Source organism: Mesorhizobium hawassense, from assembly GCF_003289945.1.
In the GTDB taxonomy this organism is placed as follows: domain Bacteria; phylum Pseudomonadota; class Alphaproteobacteria; order Rhizobiales; family Rhizobiaceae; genus Mesorhizobium; species Mesorhizobium hawassense.
Window position 1 is genome coordinate 55059 of the sequence record NZ_QMBP01000017.1, and the last position, 17116, is coordinate 72174.

The window sequence follows — 17116 nt, forward strand, 5'->3', positions numbered from 1 at the left end:
GTTTGACATGTTGCAAACGAATTGGAATGATGCCAGCAATCAGATTTCCTTATGGCGTTTCGATGAAACCAGTCCTCGACAGCGATCTCCTGCGCACCTTCGTGGCGGTGGCAGAAACCGGCAATTTCACGCGCGCGGCGGAGAAAGCCGGGCGCACCCAGTCGGCCGTGTCCATGCAGATGAAGAAGCTGGAGGACATGGTCGGCGACAATCTGTTCGAGCGCGGTTCGCGCGGCGTGGCGCTGACACGTCGCGGCGGCGAGCTCATCGCCAACGCCCGCCGGATCGTCTCGCTGCTGGACGAGACCGCGGCCTCACTGGTGGCGCCGCCGCTCGGCGGGCTGGTGCGCATCGGCATCCCGGCCGAATATGGCCGTTCGATCCTGTCGCGGGCGCTCGGCGAATTTGCCAAGCGGCATCCGCGCGTCGAGGTCACGGTGCGCTACGCGCATTCGGATTCGCAGGTGAGGGCGCTTGCGGCGGGCGAACTCGATCTCGCCGTGGTGTTCGAATGGGAAGGTTCTTCAGGCGGCGAGGTGCTGATGCACGACCCGACGGTGTGGGTGACGTCGACGCTGCATCACATGCATGAGGAACGGCCGGTGCCGATCGCGCTTTACAGCCGCAACGGCTGGTGCCGCGACTTCGCCATCAAGTCGCTGCAACAGCGCGGTCTCGACTACCGCGTCGCCTACACCAGCGACACCAATGGCGGCCTAGCGCTCGCGGTCACTTCCGGTTTGGCGATCGCGCCGATCTCGCGCAGCAACATCCCGCCCGATTGCCGGGAACTGACAAGTACCGACGGGTTCGGCGACATCGATTCCTCCAATGTCGTGCTGCATCGCAATCCGCTGGCGACCGGCGAAGCGATCGACGGCATGGAGAACGCGATCCGCGAGGCTTTCATGCTGACCAGGCAGGCGGGCGCGACGGCCGATCTTTGACGGGCTGCCGGCGGCCCGGGCCGAGTTCAATCCTTTTCGAAGAAAGTCAGGCGGTTGCCGAAAGGATCGATCACCGTGACCTCCTTCGTTTCCCACGGCGTCGTCTCCAGGCCCGGCCGGTTGAAGCGGTATTTCTTGGCCATGAACTCGCGGTGCAGGTCGACGATGCCGACCACCTCGACCCGGACATTGGCGCCGGGCGAGCCGTCGCCGTGGTGCTCGCTCAAATGCAATTCGCATCCGTCGCGGGCGATGCCCATGTAGAGCGGCCCAACGTCGTCGAAGCGATGTTCGAAGCGGACCTCGAAGCCGAGGAAGTCGAGATAGAATTCCCGCGCCTTGGCGATGTCGAACATGCGCAGGATCGGGGTTACGGTTCCAAGCTTCGGCATAGGCGGCAATCCGTAATGAAGCAGGCGAGCTTACTTCAGCTCCAGCAGCCTTTCGAGATAGCTGCGCTCGATGTCGGGGCTCAGCGCGTTGCCGAGCCGCTTGCGGATCGCGTCGAGGATTTGCCGGGCGCGCTGCACGTCGATCTCGTCGGGAACCTTGACCGAGGTGCCGTCATCCGGGCCGTTGGTGGCGCGGGGCCGTCCGAGCGGATCGCGGTCGGCGTCCTGCTGGCGGCCGCCCTGCTCACTGCCGCCCTGGTCGCCCTGCATGGCCTGCATCTGCTTCATCATTTCCTTGGCGCCGCGGCGCAGCGCTTCCAGCGCGCGGCCCTGGTGGCCGACGGCCTGGTCGCCGTCGCCCTGGCCGAGCGATTGCTCGGCATTGCCCATCGATTTGCCGGCCTCGCCGAAGCCCTCATTGGGCTCCATGCCCATGCCTTCGAGGCCTTTCTTCAGCTTGTCGAGCTCGCTCTGCAGTTGGCCCTGGCCTTCCTGCAGCTGCTTCAGCGCATCGGCGAAGTCCTTCGGCGACATTTTCGGCCGTCCGAGCGGATCGCGGTCCTGGCCGGGGCCGGGGCGCTTCTGGTCGTCGGACTGGCCCTGTTCGCCATCCTCGCCGAGCTGCTGCTCGCCGCCTTCGCCACGCTGGCCGCGCTGCATCTGGTCCAGGCGGAAGGTGTCGTTCATCATCTCCTGCTGGCGCCGCATGATGTCGCCGAGCTTGTCCATCTGCTGGCGCATCTCGCTGTCCTGCTCGCCGCCCTGCTGCTGGCGGCCGGCCTGCAGGTTGTTCATCATGTCCTGCAGCTCGGAGAGGAGCTGCTGGGCCTTGTCGCGATCACCCGATTTGGCCAGGTTCTCGATCTCGTCCATCATGCGGTCGATGTCGCTCTGGCGCAGCTCGCGGCCGTTCTGCTGCATCTGCGGCGCGTTCGGATTCTGCTGCGCGCGCTGGGCGAATTCCTGCAGGAACTGGTTCATCGCCTCGCGCAGTTCCTTCATCGCCTTTTCGATCTCCTGATCGCTGGCGCCGTTCTTGATCGCGTCCTGCAACGCCTGCTGCGCCTGGCGCAGCCGCCGCTCGGCGGCCGACAGATTGCCTTCCTCGATGCCGAGCGCGATCTCCCACAGATAGGACACGACGTTGCGCAACTGGTCGTCGCTCTCGGAGAGTTTCAGCCGGCTCCTGGCGCTCATGATGGCGAGATAGTTCGACATGTTGTCGAACGTGTCCTCGGGGCGCAGCGTGATCGCGTCGACCAGGTCGAGAACGCGCGGCTTGGCATTGGTGTCGAGCGCCAGCAGCCGGCGTTGTTCGACCACCGCGCGGGCCAGCGGGTTGGCGAAGGGCCGCTCCGGCATCGCAAGCGTCTTGGTGTCGCTGGTCGCGGTGTGGCCGGCATCGTCGGTGACGCTGAGCGTCAGCTTGATGCTGGAGCCGGCCCATACATGCTCCGTCAGGTCCTTGGTCGTCTTAGCCACGTTCGTCTTGCCGCCGCGGCGCGGCAGGGTCAGCGGCATGTCGGGCGCGCCGTAGAGCGGATGCGCATTGGCGGCCGGCGGGTTCGACAGCTCAAAAACGGCCTTGGCGGAGGCGGCGCCATAGTCGTCGGCGATCTCGTAGTTGAGCTCGATGGAGCCGTTGACGGCGCGTTTCGGCTCGCCGACGAAGCGGATCGTCGGCGGCTTGTCGGGGATCACGGCGAAGGCCCAGTGGCCGATATCGCCGTCGCCGGATTTCAGCGTCAGCGTGCCGTCGGTGTTCAGCTTGCCGGAGAACTGGCGCACCTTGGGCGCCACCTGGCCGGTGGCGGGCGCGGGCGCCTTGGGCGCCGCGGGCTCGATGGCGCGGGCGTTGCCGCCGGTATCGGCAAAGCTCAGCGTTTCCTCGCCCGAGCCGCCGGTGACTCGCAGCGAGACGTCGCTGCCTTGCGGCACTGAAAAGGTCTGGACGGCCTGGTTGGCGTCGGCTGTGAGAAACAGCGGCGCCTTGCCGGTGTAGGCAGGCGGCGTCACCCACGCGTCGATGCGTGGCGGCACGGTATCGCGCGCGGCGCGGGCGACGAAACCGTCGCTGATCCTGCCGCCAAAGGGGCCGAAGGAGAAGGCAAGGGCGGTGACGAACAGCAGCGCGGCGACGGCGCGCAGGCCCCAGCGGTCATAGTCCGGCACGCTGCTGCGCGGCCGGTCGGCACCGAGGCTCGAAAGCCGCTCGGCCATGCGTTTCTGGTGCTCGCGCCACAGCGCCTGCGAGAAGATGCTCTCGGCGCCGCTCGGACGGTCGGTCTGCACCTGCACCGGGCTGTGCAGCAATTCATTCGCCGCTTCGATGCGCCGGTCGACCTCGACGGCCGTCGGCATGCGGAAGAAGCGGAGCGGAAAGAGGGCCGTTATCGCCGCCAGCGCGAACAGGATCAGGAGGCCGATGCGCGCCGCGTCGGGCAGGCGCGGAAACAGGCCGAACCATGAAAGGCTGAGGAACAGGCTGACCAAGACCAGCAGCGGCAGCACGAGCGGCCAGCCGCGCTCGGAGACCATCGAGGCCCGCGTCACCAACCGGCTGAGCGCCAGGCGCCCGGCCAGGCTGCGCTCGCCGCTGGAAGTGGGTCGTTCCGTCATCGGCCCTTCCTGCCCGGGCAGAATAGCCCGGACGTCATCACCAGGAGGATACCAGCAAACACGGCAAAGGCGAGGCGGGTTCCAAAAACGTGAAGCGGTTTGGCCGGGTTATGATCAGAAATTGGCGGGATTCGTGTTGGAACCGCAGACCAGGACCGCCACGCGCTCGCCCTCAGACGGCACATAACGCCCGGAAAGCACCGCGGCGAAGGCCGCGGCGCCACCCGGCTCGGCGATGATTCGCACGCGGTCCCACAGCGCTTTCTGCGCCGCGATGATGTCGTCGTCGCTGACCAGGATCGAGCGCTCGACGAAAGCCTCGGCGATCGGGAACATCATTTCGCCGACCCGCTTCGGCGCCAGTGAATCGGCGGCGATGCCTTCGGCGGGCGCATCGACCGGCTGGCCGGCCTCCAGGGCGCGGTAGAGCGTCGGCGCGCCTTCCGGCTCGACGGCGATGATGCGGATGCGCCCCGCGAACCAGGCGGCGATGCCGCCGATCAGGCCGCCGCCGCCGACGGCGACCAGCAGCGTTTCGATTTCGGGTAGATCGGCCTCGATCTCCAGGCCGAGCGTGCCCTGGCCGAGCAGCGTTTCCTCCTGGTTGAAGGCATGGATCTGCAGGGCGCCGGTGCTGGCCGCGAAGTCTTCGCTGGCAGCCAGCGCCTCGGCATAACGGGCGCCGCCGACCACCAGTTCGGCGCCGTAGCCGCGAATGCGCGCGAGCTTCGCCGGCGGACTGACCTCGGGCACGAAGATGGTGGCCTTGAGGCCGAGCTTCATGGCGGCGTAAGCGACGGCGGCCCCATGGTTGCCGCCGGATGCGGCGACCACGCCGGCCTCGGGCACCTGGCGCTCGAGCAGGTTGGTGAAGGCGCCGCGCGCCTTGAAGGAGCCGGAATGCTGCAGGCATTCGAGCTTGAGATCGAGCGCGAAGGCGGGCCGGCCGAAATCCGCCATGTCGACCTGCATGACCGGCGTGTGGCGCACATATTGGCGGATGCGCGGTTCGACGGCGGCGATGCGTTCGCGCGTGATCGTTTTTTTCTCAATCATGGCCTGCTCCTTAAAGCGTCGCCGCTCTGCTACTTCAGCCAGTCAGGGATCGAATCCAATCCGATCAGATCTTCATAGGTCTGGCGCGGCCGCACGACATGGAAGCGGTCGCCGTCGACCAGAACTTCCGGCACCAGAAGCCTGGTGTTGTAGGTGCCGGCCTGCACCGCGCCATAGGCACCGGCGGTGGACACGGCGATCAGGTCGCCCGCCTTGAGCTTCGGCAGGTCGCGGTCGAGGCCGATGAAGTCGCCGGTCTCGCAGACCGGGCCGACGACGTCGACCTTCATGCGCGGCGTCGAGGCGGGCTGCTGCACTACCGGCCTGATGTCGTGGAAGGCGTCATAGAGCGTCGGCCGGATCAGGTCGTTCATGGCGGCGTCGACGACGAGGAAGTTCTTGGCGTCGCCTTCCTTCACATAGATGACCTGCGACACCAGGATGCCGGCATTGCCGACGATCAGGCGGCCCGGCTCGAACATCACCTTGAGGCCGAGCTTGGTGACGTGCTTCCTGACGATCTCGGCATAGGCGTCGGGCAGAGGCGGCGGGCTGTTGTCGACGCGGTAAGGAATGCCGAGGCCGCCGCCGAGATCGACATGCTCGATCGAATGGCCGTCGGCGCGCAGCGCCCCGACCAGTTCGACCAGCAGCGCGAAGGCGTCGTCGAACGGCTGCAGCTCGGTGATCTGGCTGCCGATATGGGTGTCGATGCCGGTCACCTTGATGCCCGGCAGTTGCGCCGCGCGGGCATAGACCTGCCGCGCGCGCTGCCACGGGATACCGAACTTGTTCTCGGCCCTGCCGGTCGAGATCTTCTTGTGCGTCCTGGCGTCGACATCCGGATTGATGCGCAGCGAGACGGGCGCCACCTTGCCGAGGGCCACGGCACGTGCCGACAAAAGTTCGAGCTCAGGCTCGGATTCGACGTTGAAGCAGAGGATGCCGGCGGCTAGCGCGAAATCCATCTCGCGCGCGGTCTTGCCGACGCCGGAAAACAGGATCTTGTTGGCCGGGATGCCGGCGGCCAAGGCGCGGCGCAACTCGCCTTCCGAGACCACGTCGGCGCCCGCGCCTTGCCTGGCCAGCGTCTTCAGCACGGCCTGGTTGGAGTTCGCCTTCATGGCGTAGCAGACCAGCGCGTCGAGGCCGGCGAAAGCTTGCCTGAAAACGCGGAAATGCCGGGTCAGCGTCGCCGTCGAATAACAGTAGAAGGGCGTGCCGACCTCGGCCGCGATATCGGGGATCGCGACGTCTTCGGCATGGAGCACGCCGTCGCGGTAATCGAAATGGTTCACGAGGTTTGGTTCCGGAAAGTTGGAGCCCGATGAGATCGGGTGCTCATAAGCTCTAAAGCAACGGGTCGAGAATGAACTTCTTGTCCTTGACCGGTTTCTCCGGCTCTGGCGGCACCGGCTGCTTGGCGCGTTCGGCATCCTTGCGCGCCTGCTCCGCCGCCTCATACGGCGTGTCGAGTCCGGTCTTCCTGCCGCAGGCCGTGACGGTGACAACCGCCGCAAGTAGAGCGAGCGTCACCAAAATCCTGCTACGGGTCATCGATCCATCCGTTCGAAACTGTTTGTCGTGCCGCCGCTTTTAGCCGAGTTTTCGGCGCTTTGCATCCCGGCAATTGTTTTGATGCGTGTCGTTGTCCCAGAACCGATGCACACTTCTGGGCGACATGCATTAAGCCTTGGCGAGCCGCTTTTTCCAGTAGCGGATCTGCTTTCGCACTTCCGACGGCGCGGTGCCGCCGAAGCTGGTGCGGCTCTTCACCGAATTCTGCACGGCAAGCACCGAGAAGATGTCGTCGGTGATGCCGGAATGGATCGAGCGCAGGTCCTCCAGCGAGAGCTTCTCCAGCCCGACCTTCTTCTCCTCGGCCAGCGCCACGGCGCGGCCGGTGACATGATGGGCCTCGCGGAAGGGCAGGCCGAGATTGCGCACCAGCCAGTCGGCAAGGTCGGTCGCGGTGGCGTGCCCGGCGCCGGCGGCCTTCTTCATGGCGGCGGCGTTGACGGTCATGTCGCGCACCATCCCGGCGGTCGCGGCCAGCATCAGGTCCAGCGTCTCGGCGGCGTCGAAGACCGCTTCCTTGTCCTCCTGCATGTCCTTGCCGTAGCTCAGCGGCATGCCCTTCATCACCGTCAGCAAGCCAACCAGGTGGCCGTTGACGCGACCGGCCTTGCCACGCACCAGCTCTGCGGCGTCCGGGTTCTTCTTCTGCGGCATGATCGAGGAACCGGTGGAAAACGAATCCGAGAGCCGGATGAAGCCGAATTGCGGCGTCGACCAGATGACGATCTCCTCGGCCAGCCTGGACAGATGCGTGCCGCAGATCGCGGCAAGGCTCAGGAATTCGAGCGCGAAGTCGCGGTCCGAAACGCTGTCGAGCGAATTGCGCGTCGGCTCGCGGAAGCCGAGCGCTTTCGCCGTCATGTGGCGGTCGATGCCGAAGCTGGTGCCGGCAAGGGCGGCGGCGCCAAGCGGGCTCTCGTCCATGCGCTCGATGGCGTCGCGGACACGCGACAGGTCGCGGCCGAACATCTCGACATAGGCCATCAAGTGATGGCCGAAGGTCACCGGCTGCGCCGCCTGCAGATGGGTGAAGCCGGGCATGACGGTGGCCGCATGCTCCTCGGCGCGTTCGAGGAACGCGGCAATCAGGTCCTTCAGCGCCCCGGCCACGCGCTGGCACTCCTGCTTGACCCAGAGCCTCAGATCAACCGCCACCTGGTCGTTGCGCGAGCGGGCGGTGTGCAGGCGTCCAGCTGCCGGACCGATCAGGTCGGCAAGGCGGGCCTCGACATTCATGTGGATGTCTTCCAGCCTGGTCGAGAATTCGAACTTGCCGGCCTCGATCTCTTTCAGGATCGTGTTCAGCCCGTGTGCGATCTTTTCTTGATCGCCCGCCGAAATAATGCCTGTTTCAGCCAACATCTCGCTATGGGCGATCGATCCGTTTATGTCCTGCGCATAGAGTTTGCGGTCGAAGCCGATCGACGCGTTGATCGCTTCCATGATCGCGGCCGGACCCGAGGCAAAACGTCCGCCCCACATCTGGTTGCTGGCCTTCTTGTCGCTCATCGCTATAACCCGTGCTCCGGAGCAGTTTTGAAAATGGCAGACGGCAGTAGATTTTTGTTCCCGGCTACGCGCCTCATCCTCGCCGCTTTGGTGGCGGGCGTGCTGGCCGGCGCGGTCGCGGTATATGTCAGCGAGAGCGGTTCTGGCAACAATGCCGCGGAGAAGGTCGCCGCCGTCGCCGGCAAGGACGATGCCGCCTGCGCGGCGAAGGCCCCACGGGCCAAGGCCGTCGCGGCGAAAGCCGTCGGCCAGGTCGCGGCGCTGCAACCGGCCGATCCGCCGCAATCGCTGAAAAGCCTGGCCTTCAACGGGCCCGATGGTAAGCCGATGACGATTGCCGACCACGCCGGCAAGACGGTGCTGCTCAATCTCTGGGCGACTTGGTGCGCGCCGTGCCGGGCCGAGATGCCGGCGCTCGATGCGCTGCAGAAGGAAAAGGGCAGCAATGCCTTCGAGGTCGTCGCGGTCAATGTCGACACCGGCGACGATACCAAGCCGAAGAAGTTCCTCAAGGAGATCGGCGTCGAGACGCTCGGCTTTTACCGGGATCCTACGATCGCGCTGTTCAATGAAGCGAAGACCCGCGGGCTGGCGCTCGGACTTCCCGTGACGATGCTGATCGACGCAGAAGGCTGCCTGATCGCGCATATGAACGGCCCGGCCGAATGGTCGAGCCCCGACGCCAAGCGGCTGGTCGAAGTGGCGCTCGAGCCTTGATCTTGTCAGAACCCTGATTTTGTCAGACCGAGCGCGCGGCGGCGGCTGGCTGCAGCATCAGAATGCTGCCGCCGCCCCGGACCTCGGCAGCCTTGACGCCGGCATCGGCCGCCGGAACACCCGTCAGTTCGCTGAACGCCTCGATCGGGCCGGGCCTGCCGAGATAATATCCCTGGCCGATGTCGCAATCCTCGGCATCGAGGAAGCGCAGTTCGTCCAGCGTCTCGACGCCTTCGGCCAGCACCGGCAGGCCGAGGCCGCGCCCCAGGCCAAGCACGGCGCGCACGATGGTCGCGACCTGATCGTTCCTGTCGACCGATTTGATGAAGGACCCATCGATCTTGATCTTGTCGAAGGGGAAGGCGCGCAGGTTGGACAGCGACGAATAGCCGGTGCCGAAATCGTCCATCGCCACGCGCACGCCGAGCGCCTTGATCTGGCGCAAGGTAGCCAGCGCCCGCGGCATGTCCTTGATCAGCGCCGTCTCGGTGATCTCGAGCTCGAGCCTGCCTGCCGCCAGGCCCGTGCGCAACAGCACCTCATGCACCTTGCGGCTGAAATCGGGATTGTGGAGCTGCACCGCCGAGACGTTGACGGCGACCGTCAGCGGGTTTTTCCAGCTGGCGGCCACCTGGCAGGCCGTCACCAGCACCCATTCGCCAATCTGGGCGATGGCGCCGCAATCCTCGGCCACCGGGATGAACACCGAAGGCGCAATGTCGCCGCGTTGGGGATGATGCCAGCGGAGCAAGGCCTCGAAGCCGATCATGCTGCCGCTGCTGATCTCCTTCTGCGGCTGGTAGACGAGCCGGAACTCGCCACGCGCCACCGCCTGGCGCAGATCCTGCTCCATGATGCGCCGGTCGCGCGCCTCGGCACCCATCGAGGCTTCGAAATAGCGAAAAGTATCCTTGCCTTCGGCCTTGGCGCGATAGAGCGCGGTGTCGGCATGGCTGATCAATGCCGCCTGCTCGTCGGCATCGAGCGGGTAAAGTGCGATGCCGATGCTGGCCGACACCATGCCGCCGGGTGACAGCCGGTTTTCCTGACGCAGGGCGGCCAGCACCGCCTCGGCGATGCGGCCGGCGGCCTGCGGGTCGGGAAGGTTGGGAGCGATGATGGCGAATTCGTCACCGCCGAGCCGGGCCAGCATCTGGCCTTGGCGCAGCACGCCGGAGGCGCAGTGAGCCACCTTCTGCAAGACGGCGTCGCCGGCGGCGTGGCCGAAGAGGTCGTTCACTTCCTTGAAGCGGTCGAGATCGAGAAGCATGAGCGCCAGCTGGCCGCCCTTGCCGGCGCCTTTGGCATCCGGGGCGGACGCGGCGATCTCGGCTTCCAGCCGGCTGGCGAAGCTGCGGCGGTTGGCAAGCCCGGTGAGCGGGTCGTAATGCGCGAGGCGCATGATCTCCTGCTCGGCCTTCCTGCGCTCGCGAATATCGCGGACGGCAACGACCAGGTGCGGCTTGCCGCAATAGTCGATGCTTCTGGCGATCAGCTCCACCGGGATCTGGCTGTCGCCCTGGCCGCGCAGATCGGCTTCCTGTGCCTGTCCGTTGCCGGCGGCGACGGCCGAGGCGACGCGCTCGCCGAACAGCTCGCCGAGCGTCATCGTGTTCAGGGTGCTGGCGGCGATGCCGCTCAGCGCCGCGATGCTGTCATTGGCGCTGACGACGCGGTTGCCGTCGCAGACGATGAGGCCTTCGACGGCGGCATTGGCGAGGCCGTGCATGCGCTCCGCCTCGATCCTGTGGCGGCGGAAACGCAGATCGATCCACAGCGCCGTGGCGGCCAGCACCAGGATGATCAGGCTTGCAGCAGCGGCGGCGAAGGCCTGCGACATCGGCGCGATGGTGAATTTCGATATCTCTATCGAGGAATCCGGGTAGATCGAGACTGCGGCCATGGCGATGAAATGCAGCGTGCAGATCGCCAGCGTCAGCAGGACCGCGCCGGCGACCGTCGCCCGGGTCGACGGCCGGCGCAGCACGACAAGCAGCGAAAGTGCCGCAAGAATGATGCCCGAGGCCAACGAGGCGGCGACCAAAAGCTGGTTCCAGGCGATCCGGCCTTCGACCTCGAAAGCCGCCATGCCGGTATAGTGCATCGCCGCAATGCCGATGCCCAGCACGGCGCCGCCGACGAGATAGTGGTCGATGCCGCCGCGCATCGTCGCGATCCACATGCCGGCCGTGGTCAGAATGACCGACATCGCCAGCGAAGCGACCGAAAGCTCGGCGTTGTAGGCATTGGGTATTCCCGGCGTGAAGGCGATCATCGCTATGAAATGCGTCGCCCAGATGCCGAATCCTGTCGACGCGGCAGCAATCAGCAGCCACGCATGCCGGTTTCGACTGGTCGATTGCACGACATGGCGAAGCAGGTTGACCGCCGAGAAACAGGAAATTCCGCAAATGAGCGCGGCCAGTGCGACCAGTCTCAGATCGTGCTCGTTCACGATACAATTATAGACGGTCAGCATCTTGCTTCACCTGATCTACCCGCATCAATCAAGCCAACGTGATTGATTAGGCCGGACGACTGAAGAATCGATTATCCAGCCCGCAACCCTTGCGTGCCTTCCGGGTTGTATTTCCTGGGCTAGGCGCCGGATCGACCAGAATCTGGGCAGAGCCGGACCGCCGTCACTTCATCCGCACCGTCACCACCAGCGCCTCGTGATCGGCGCTCGGGCCGCCATCCGGCAAGACCGCCGGCAGCGTCGCCGGCGCGCTTGCCGCAAGGCCACGGGTGAAGAACCAGTCGATATGGCCGGCGGGCGTCAAGTCGCCGGCCGCGCGCCGCTGGGTGGGCTTGTCGAATGCGTTGGCTGTCTTCCAGTCGTAACCACGCTCGGCCAACACCGCGAACAAGGGCCCATGATGCTCCGGATGCATCAGGCGGTCCGGCTCGGCGGCAATGCGTGCTCGCCAAGCGGCCGGGTCGTCATTGCGTTCCGGGTAGGTGGCGGTCAGCGTGTTGAAGTCGCCGCCGATCAGCACCGGCGCTTCGGCGTCATATCTGTCGATCGCGTCGAGCAGATGGCGTGTCTGGTCGGCACGGCCGGTGGGAGCGGTGCGGTTTTCGAGATGCACCGAGACTACGGTGACCCGGCGGTCGCCGACCATCACCTGGCCGCCCAGCGCCATGCGACCGCCGATGCGCGGCTGGCCGTGTTCCGGTAGGAACCATGCGCCGGCGGCATCGAAGCGAATGAGAAAAGGCCGCAGCAGCGGAACGGCGCTGGTTATGGCATTGCCGTGGAAGCCCTCGATGTTCTCGGCGCCGCCATTCGCGGCCTGCTCCGCCTCGTTGCCGGTCCCGAGCTCCAGGAACTCGACGCCGTAGGCGAAGAAGTGGCTTAGGCGATCGGCAAGCCGGCTCAACAAATGGCCGTTGCCGGAGCGCGCCATGCCCTTGTCGACCTCGCACAGCAGCACGACGTCCGGCGACTGGCCGGCGATCGTTTCGGCGATGGCATCGACGTAGCGGAGCCGCTCGACGTTCCAGGCCATGACGGTCAGGCTCTCGCAGGCGCTCTCGCGCGACGCCTTGCCGCCGATCTCGATCTCGCCCAGAGCGGGAACCGTTGCCGCGTGGCGCAGGTGGGTAGCGCTGTCGCGCGGGCCGTCGCGCATCGCATTGCGTTCGGCGAGAGGCACGTGCGTGAGTTGCGGGACCAGCATGTCTTCCCATCCATTTAGCCGGTTAATCACAGAAGGCCTTTTCGACGCTTCAGGGCGCCCTAGCTTCCTAGAGCGCCGATGTGACGTCTTCATGCCGGCGCGACCGCTGCCGGGGGAGGAGAGACTGGCTGTCCACAGGAGCCTCAGGGCCACAACAGAACTGTCACATACCTTCTCTATGAGAGCGGGCAAGGACTTGCGCACAACCCTTGTCATACTGCCACTCAAGAGGGAAGAACCCATGACGATCATCAAGCGGGGCTTTGCTGCCCTTGCCGCCGGCGCGCTCAGCACCGCGCTTGCGGTTCCTGCTTTTGCGGAGCCGGTCAAGTTCGACTTCTGGTTCGGTCTGTCGGGCGATCTCGCCCGCGTCGTCGACACGCTGTGCAAGAATTTCAACGCCTCGCAGTCCGACTATGAGGTGGTCTGCACCAGCCAGGGCAATTACGACGCCACGCTGCAGAACACGATCGCCGCTTTCCGCGCCGGCAAGCAGCCCACCGTCGTCCAGGTCTATGACGTCGGCACCGCCACCATGATGCTGTCGGGCGCCTACAAGCCCGCCGACAAGCTGATGGAAGAGAACGGCTACAAGATCGACTACAGCGACTATTTCCCCGGCATTGCGCGCTACTACGCGACGTCGAAGGGCGAGATGCTGTCCTTCCCGTTCAACTCCTCGACGGCGCTGATGTACTGGAACAAGGACGCGTTCGCCAAGATCGGCAAGACCGAGGCGCCGAAGACATGGGAAGACGTCGGCGCGGACCTGAAGGCGCTCAAGGACGCCGGCTATGACTGCCCGATGGCGATCAACATCTCGGCCAACGAAAGCTGGCAGATCATGGAGCAGTTCTCGGCCATTCACGACCAGCCGATCGCCAGCAAGAACAATGGCTATGACGGTCTCGACGCCCGCCTGGAAATGAACAAGACCAAGTTCGTCCAGTACGTCGGCGACCTGAAGAAGTGGTATGACGCCGGCCTGATCAAGATCAAGTCGAAGGACCTCGGCCAGGATATGGTACAGGCCTTCGCCACCGGCACCTGCCAGGTCATCATGACCTCGGTCGGCGACCACGGCACGGTCGGCAAGACGCAGAAGGAAGGCATGAACTGGGATGTCGCCGAGCTGCCGGTCTATGCCGGCACCGAGCGCAAGAACTCGCTGGTCGGTGGCGCTTCGCTGTGGGTTCTGTCCGGCAAGTCGGATGCCGAATACAAGGGTGCGGCCGCCTTCCTCAACTTCATCCACGATCCCAGGACGGCTTTGTTCTGGTCGACCAACACCGGCTACATTCCGGTGACGAAGTCCGGCTTCGAATACATGAAATCCAGTGGCTTCTACGACAAAGCGCCCTACAAGGGGCGTGAAGTGGCGATCGCCAGCCTGACCGCTTCGGAGCCGACGGAGATCACCCGCGGCATCCGCCTCGGCAACTTCACCCAGATCCGCGCCGAATTCGGCACGCAGATGCAGGCGATCTTCGCCAACAAGGAAAGCGTCCAGGACGGCATCGACACGCTGGTCAAGAACGGCAACGCCATCCTCGACCGCTTCCAGCAGACCTATCCGAACAAGACGCTGCCGTAAGCAGTGGACTTTGCAAGGCCGCCCGCCGAAACTCGACGGGCGGCCGTTTCATATCCGGACCAGGCATCGTCGGCGGATCGATGGAAAAACGCGTCACTTTCGGCAGATGGACCATCGGCATCCTGTTTGCGGTGCCGCAGTTGCTTCTCATCTTCACCTTCTTCTACTGGCCCGCAGGACAGGCGGTCTACTGGTCGCTGACGCTGCAGCAGCCGTGGGGCGGCGGCAACATCTGGGTCGGGCTCGACAATTTCCGCTCGATCCTGGCCAACGCCGACTACTGGAATTCGATCACCGCAAGCCTGATCTTCGCCGGGATCAGCACCGGCCTGGCAATGGTCATAGCGCTGGTGCTCGCCGCCCTGACCGACCGTCAGCTTGCCGGCTCTTGGCTGTATCGGGTGGTGCTGATCTGGCCTTACGGCATTGCCGCGCCGGCGCTGGCGATGGCCTTCCGCTTCATCCTGGCCCCCGAAGCCGGCTTCATGGCCTTCGCCAACCATTTCTGGCCGGGCGTCTGGGATCCCGGCCTCGACAGTGCCGACGCGATGGCCTCGATCATCATCGCCTTCTCGTGGAAATATGTCGGCTATAATTTCATCTTCTTCCTGGCTGCCTTCCAGGCGATCCCGCGCTCGCTGATCGAAGCCGCGGCAATGGACGGCTCCGGCGTCATCAGGCGCTTCTGGGACATCCAGTTCCCTCTGATCACGCCGACCATCTTCTTCCTGCTGGTCATCAACATCACCGAGAGTTTCCAGGACTCCTTCGGCATCGTCGACATCATGACCGCTGGCGGACCCGCCAATGCCACCAATCTGATGGTCTACAAGATCTATTCCGACGGCTTCAAAGGTTTGGATTACTCCGGCGCCGCCGCGCAGAGCATCATCCTGATGCTGCTGATCATCGCCCTTACCATCGTCCAGTTCCGCTTCATCGAGCGGCGCGTGCATTATCGCTGAGGCGAGCCATGGTCGAGCGCACCCCGATCCTCAATTTCTTCACGCATCTGATCCTGTTCGTCGGCTTCGTATTCTGCGTGGCGCCATTCGTCATCGTGGCGATCGCCGCCTCGCACAATCTGAAGGACGTCAACGACGTGCCGATGTCGATGCTGCCGGGCAGCGACTTCTGGATCAACATCAAGACGGCGTGGACGACGGCCGATCTCGGCCCAAAACTGCTCAACTCCTTCATCATGGCGTTTGGCGTCGCAGCCGGCAAGGTGATCGTCTCGGCGCTCACCGCCTTCTCGATCGTCTATTTCCGCTATCCCGGCCGCATGCTGATCTTCTGGCTGATCTTCATCACGCTGATGCTGCCGCTCGAAGTGCGCATCGTGCCGACCTATGCGGTGGTCGCCAACGTGCTCGAGCCCTATCAGACGATCATGGACCTGACCGGTCTCTCCTGGCTGATCGAGAAGATATCGGGCGTGCAGGTTTCGCTCAGCCTGGGGCTGCTCAATTCCTATAGCGGCCTGATCCTGCCGCTGGTCGCGACCGCGACCGGAACGTTCCTCTACCGCCAGTTCTTCCTGACCGTGCCTGACGAACTGACCGAGGCCGCGCGCATGGACGGCGCTGGCGCGCTGCGCTTTTTCGTCGATATCCTGTTGCCGCTGTCGCGCAACAACATGGCGGCTCTCGGCACCATCATGTTCCTGTGGGCCTGGAACCAATATCTGTGGCCTCTGCTCATCACCACCGACCAGTCGCATGCGATGGCGGTGACCGAGCTGAAGCAGCTCATCCCCAATGTCGGCGGGGCGCCGGAATGGCATATCGCCATGGCCGGCACGCTGATCGTCATGCTGCCGCCGCTGATCGTCGTGGTGCTGATGCAGCGCTGGTTCGTTCGCGGCCTGATCGCCACCGAAAAATAAGGAGACAAAAATGGCCTCCATCACCATCCGCGGCGTCAAGAAGAACTACGCCAAGACCCAGGTCGTGCACGGTGTCGACCTCGACTTCGCGTCGGGCGAGTTCGTGGTCATCCTCGGGCCGTCCGGCTGCGGCAAGTCCACGCTGCTCAGGATGATCGCGGGGCTGGAAGAGATATCCGAAGGCACGATCGCGATCGACAACACGGTGGTCAACAAGCTCGAACCGCGCGAACGCGGCTGCGCCATGGTGTTCCAGAACTACGCGCTCTACCCGCATATGAGCGTGGCGCAAAACATCGGCTATTCGCTGAAAGTGGCTGGCGTTGCGGCGGCCGAGCGCACCCAGCGCATCCAGGCGGTGGCGCGCGTCCTGGAACTGGAGCACCTGCTCGACCGCAAGCCGATGGCGCTCTCCGGCGGCCAGCGCCAGCGCGTCGCGATGGGCCGCGCCATGATCCGCGAGCCCAAAGTGTTCCTCTTCGACGAGCCGCTCTCCAACCTCGACGCCAAGCTGCGCGTGCAGATGCGCTCCGAAATCCGCAAGCTGCATCGGCGCCTGAGCGCCACCTCCGTCTTCGTCACCCATGATCAGGTCGAAGCGATGACGCTGGCCGACCGGCTGGTGGTGATGAATGGCGGCCGCGTCGAGCAGGTCGGCACGCCGGCGGAAGTCTACAGCCGGCCGGCAAGCCGTTTCGTCGCGACCTTCGTCGGCGCGCCGGCGATGAACATGCTCGAAGGCACCGTCACGCTCGACGGGTTGTCATTGCTCGGCGACAGCCGCAAGCTCAACGTGTCGCGCACGGGCCTTCCCGTGGGCTCGAAGATCGCCGTCGGCATCCGGCCGGAGGCGGTGCGCATGGTGGCGCCGGGCACGCCGGGCGCGCTCGCGGCGACGGTCGACCTCATCGAGGAGCTGGGCGCCGGTCGTGTCATCTATGTCGATCTCGATGGCGCGCCGTTCTCGGTGGTCACATCCGAGATTGTCCATCCCGAGCCGGGCAGCACGGTCGGCCTGCAATTCGCCGAATCGGACCTGCATTTCTTTTCCTCGGAATCCGGCGCGAGGCTCGACGTGTTCAAGGCTTCTGTGCCGGAACCGGCGCCGGCGATTTTGTGAATTTGAATTTGAG

The 17116-nt window shown here is 64.9% G+C and carries 14 protein-coding genes; 6 read left to right on the forward strand and 8 right to left on the reverse strand.

The genetic code is table 11. The features are described from left to right. Positions 1 to 62: 62 nt before the first annotated feature. Entirely contained in the window at positions 63 to 947 is an 885-nt protein-coding gene (locus DPM33_RS27710; RefSeq protein ID WP_112100662.1) for a LysR family transcriptional regulator, read from the forward strand. A gap of 26 nt (positions 948 to 973) precedes the next feature. On the opposite strand, the gene DPM33_RS27715 is transcribed toward DPM33_RS27710, so the two are convergent. The 6 genes from DPM33_RS27715 to argH form a co-directional block, all read right to left on the reverse strand. After that, positions 974 to 1339, reverse strand: a complete 366-nt coding sequence (locus DPM33_RS27715) for a glyoxalase superfamily protein (protein ID WP_112100586.1) — start codon at positions 1337 to 1339, stop codon at positions 974 to 976. Positions 1340 to 1369: 30 nt separating this feature from the next. Further along, the gene (locus DPM33_RS27720) at positions 1370 to 3958 is read right to left on the reverse strand and encodes a TIGR02302 family protein (protein ID WP_112100587.1); all 2589 of its coding nucleotides are present in this window, start codon (positions 3956 to 3958) and stop codon (positions 1370 to 1372) included. 114 nt (positions 3959 to 4072) lie between these two features. Further along, on the reverse strand, positions 4073 to 5014 hold the full coding sequence (locus DPM33_RS27725; RefSeq protein WP_112100588.1) for a threonine/serine dehydratase: 942 nt from the start codon (positions 5012 to 5014) through the stop codon (positions 4073 to 4075). A 29-nt stretch (positions 5015 to 5043) separates the two neighbouring features. Then, complete coding sequence (gene lysA, locus DPM33_RS27730; RefSeq protein WP_112100589.1) at positions 5044 to 6312, reverse strand: diaminopimelate decarboxylase; 1269 nt, start codon at positions 6310 to 6312, stop codon at positions 5044 to 5046. A gap of 52 nt (positions 6313 to 6364) precedes the next feature. Further along, on the reverse strand, positions 6365 to 6571 hold the full coding sequence (locus DPM33_RS27735; RefSeq protein WP_112100590.1) for a lipoprotein: 207 nt from the start codon (positions 6569 to 6571) through the stop codon (positions 6365 to 6367). Positions 6572 to 6700: 129 nt separating this feature from the next. Beyond that, positions 6701 to 8101, reverse strand: coding sequence for an argininosuccinate lyase (gene argH / locus DPM33_RS27740; RefSeq protein ID WP_112100591.1), 1401 nt, complete (start codon positions 8099 to 8101; stop codon positions 6701 to 6703). A 33-nt stretch (positions 8102 to 8134) separates the two neighbouring features. Here argH and tlpA point away from each other — a divergent pair, with 33 nt between their 5' ends. After that, on the forward strand, positions 8135 to 8818 hold the full coding sequence (gene tlpA, locus DPM33_RS27745; RefSeq protein WP_112100592.1) for a thiol:disulfide interchange protein TlpA: 684 nt from the start codon (positions 8135 to 8137) through the stop codon (positions 8816 to 8818). 22 nt (positions 8819 to 8840) lie between these two features. Here tlpA and DPM33_RS27750 read toward each other — a convergent pair whose 3' ends face one another. Then, on the reverse strand, positions 8841 to 11297 hold the full coding sequence (locus DPM33_RS27750) for a sensor domain-containing diguanylate cyclase (RefSeq protein ID WP_112100593.1): 2457 nt from the start codon (positions 11295 to 11297) through the stop codon (positions 8841 to 8843). Between the two features lie 163 nt (positions 11298 to 11460). Next, positions 11461 to 12501, reverse strand: coding sequence for an endonuclease/exonuclease/phosphatase family protein (locus tag DPM33_RS27755; RefSeq protein ID WP_112100594.1), 1041 nt, complete (start codon positions 12499 to 12501; stop codon positions 11461 to 11463). A gap of 241 nt (positions 12502 to 12742) precedes the next feature. Here DPM33_RS27755 and DPM33_RS27760 point away from each other — a divergent pair, with 241 nt between their 5' ends. From DPM33_RS27760 to ugpC, 4 genes are all read left to right on the forward strand, one after another. Continuing rightward, the gene (locus DPM33_RS27760; protein WP_112100595.1) at positions 12743 to 14095 is read left to right on the forward strand and encodes an extracellular solute-binding protein; all 1353 of its coding nucleotides are present in this window, start codon (positions 12743 to 12745) and stop codon (positions 14093 to 14095) included. Between the two features lie 80 nt (positions 14096 to 14175). Beyond that, on the forward strand, positions 14176 to 15060 hold the full coding sequence (locus DPM33_RS27765; protein ID WP_112100596.1) for an ABC transporter permease subunit: 885 nt from the start codon (positions 14176 to 14178) through the stop codon (positions 15058 to 15060). Positions 15061 to 15068: 8 nt separating this feature from the next. Then, positions 15069 to 15983: an ABC transporter permease subunit gene (locus DPM33_RS27770; RefSeq protein WP_112100597.1), complete on the forward strand. Its 915-nt coding sequence runs from the start codon at positions 15069 to 15071 to the stop codon at positions 15981 to 15983. Between the two features lie 10 nt (positions 15984 to 15993). After that, positions 15994 to 17103 carry a sn-glycerol-3-phosphate ABC transporter ATP-binding protein UgpC gene (gene ugpC / locus DPM33_RS27775; RefSeq protein ID WP_112100598.1) on the forward strand — a complete coding sequence of 370 codons (1110 nt, stop codon included), beginning with the start codon at positions 15994 to 15996 and terminating at the stop codon, positions 17101 to 17103. Positions 17104 to 17116: the final 13 nt, after the last annotated feature.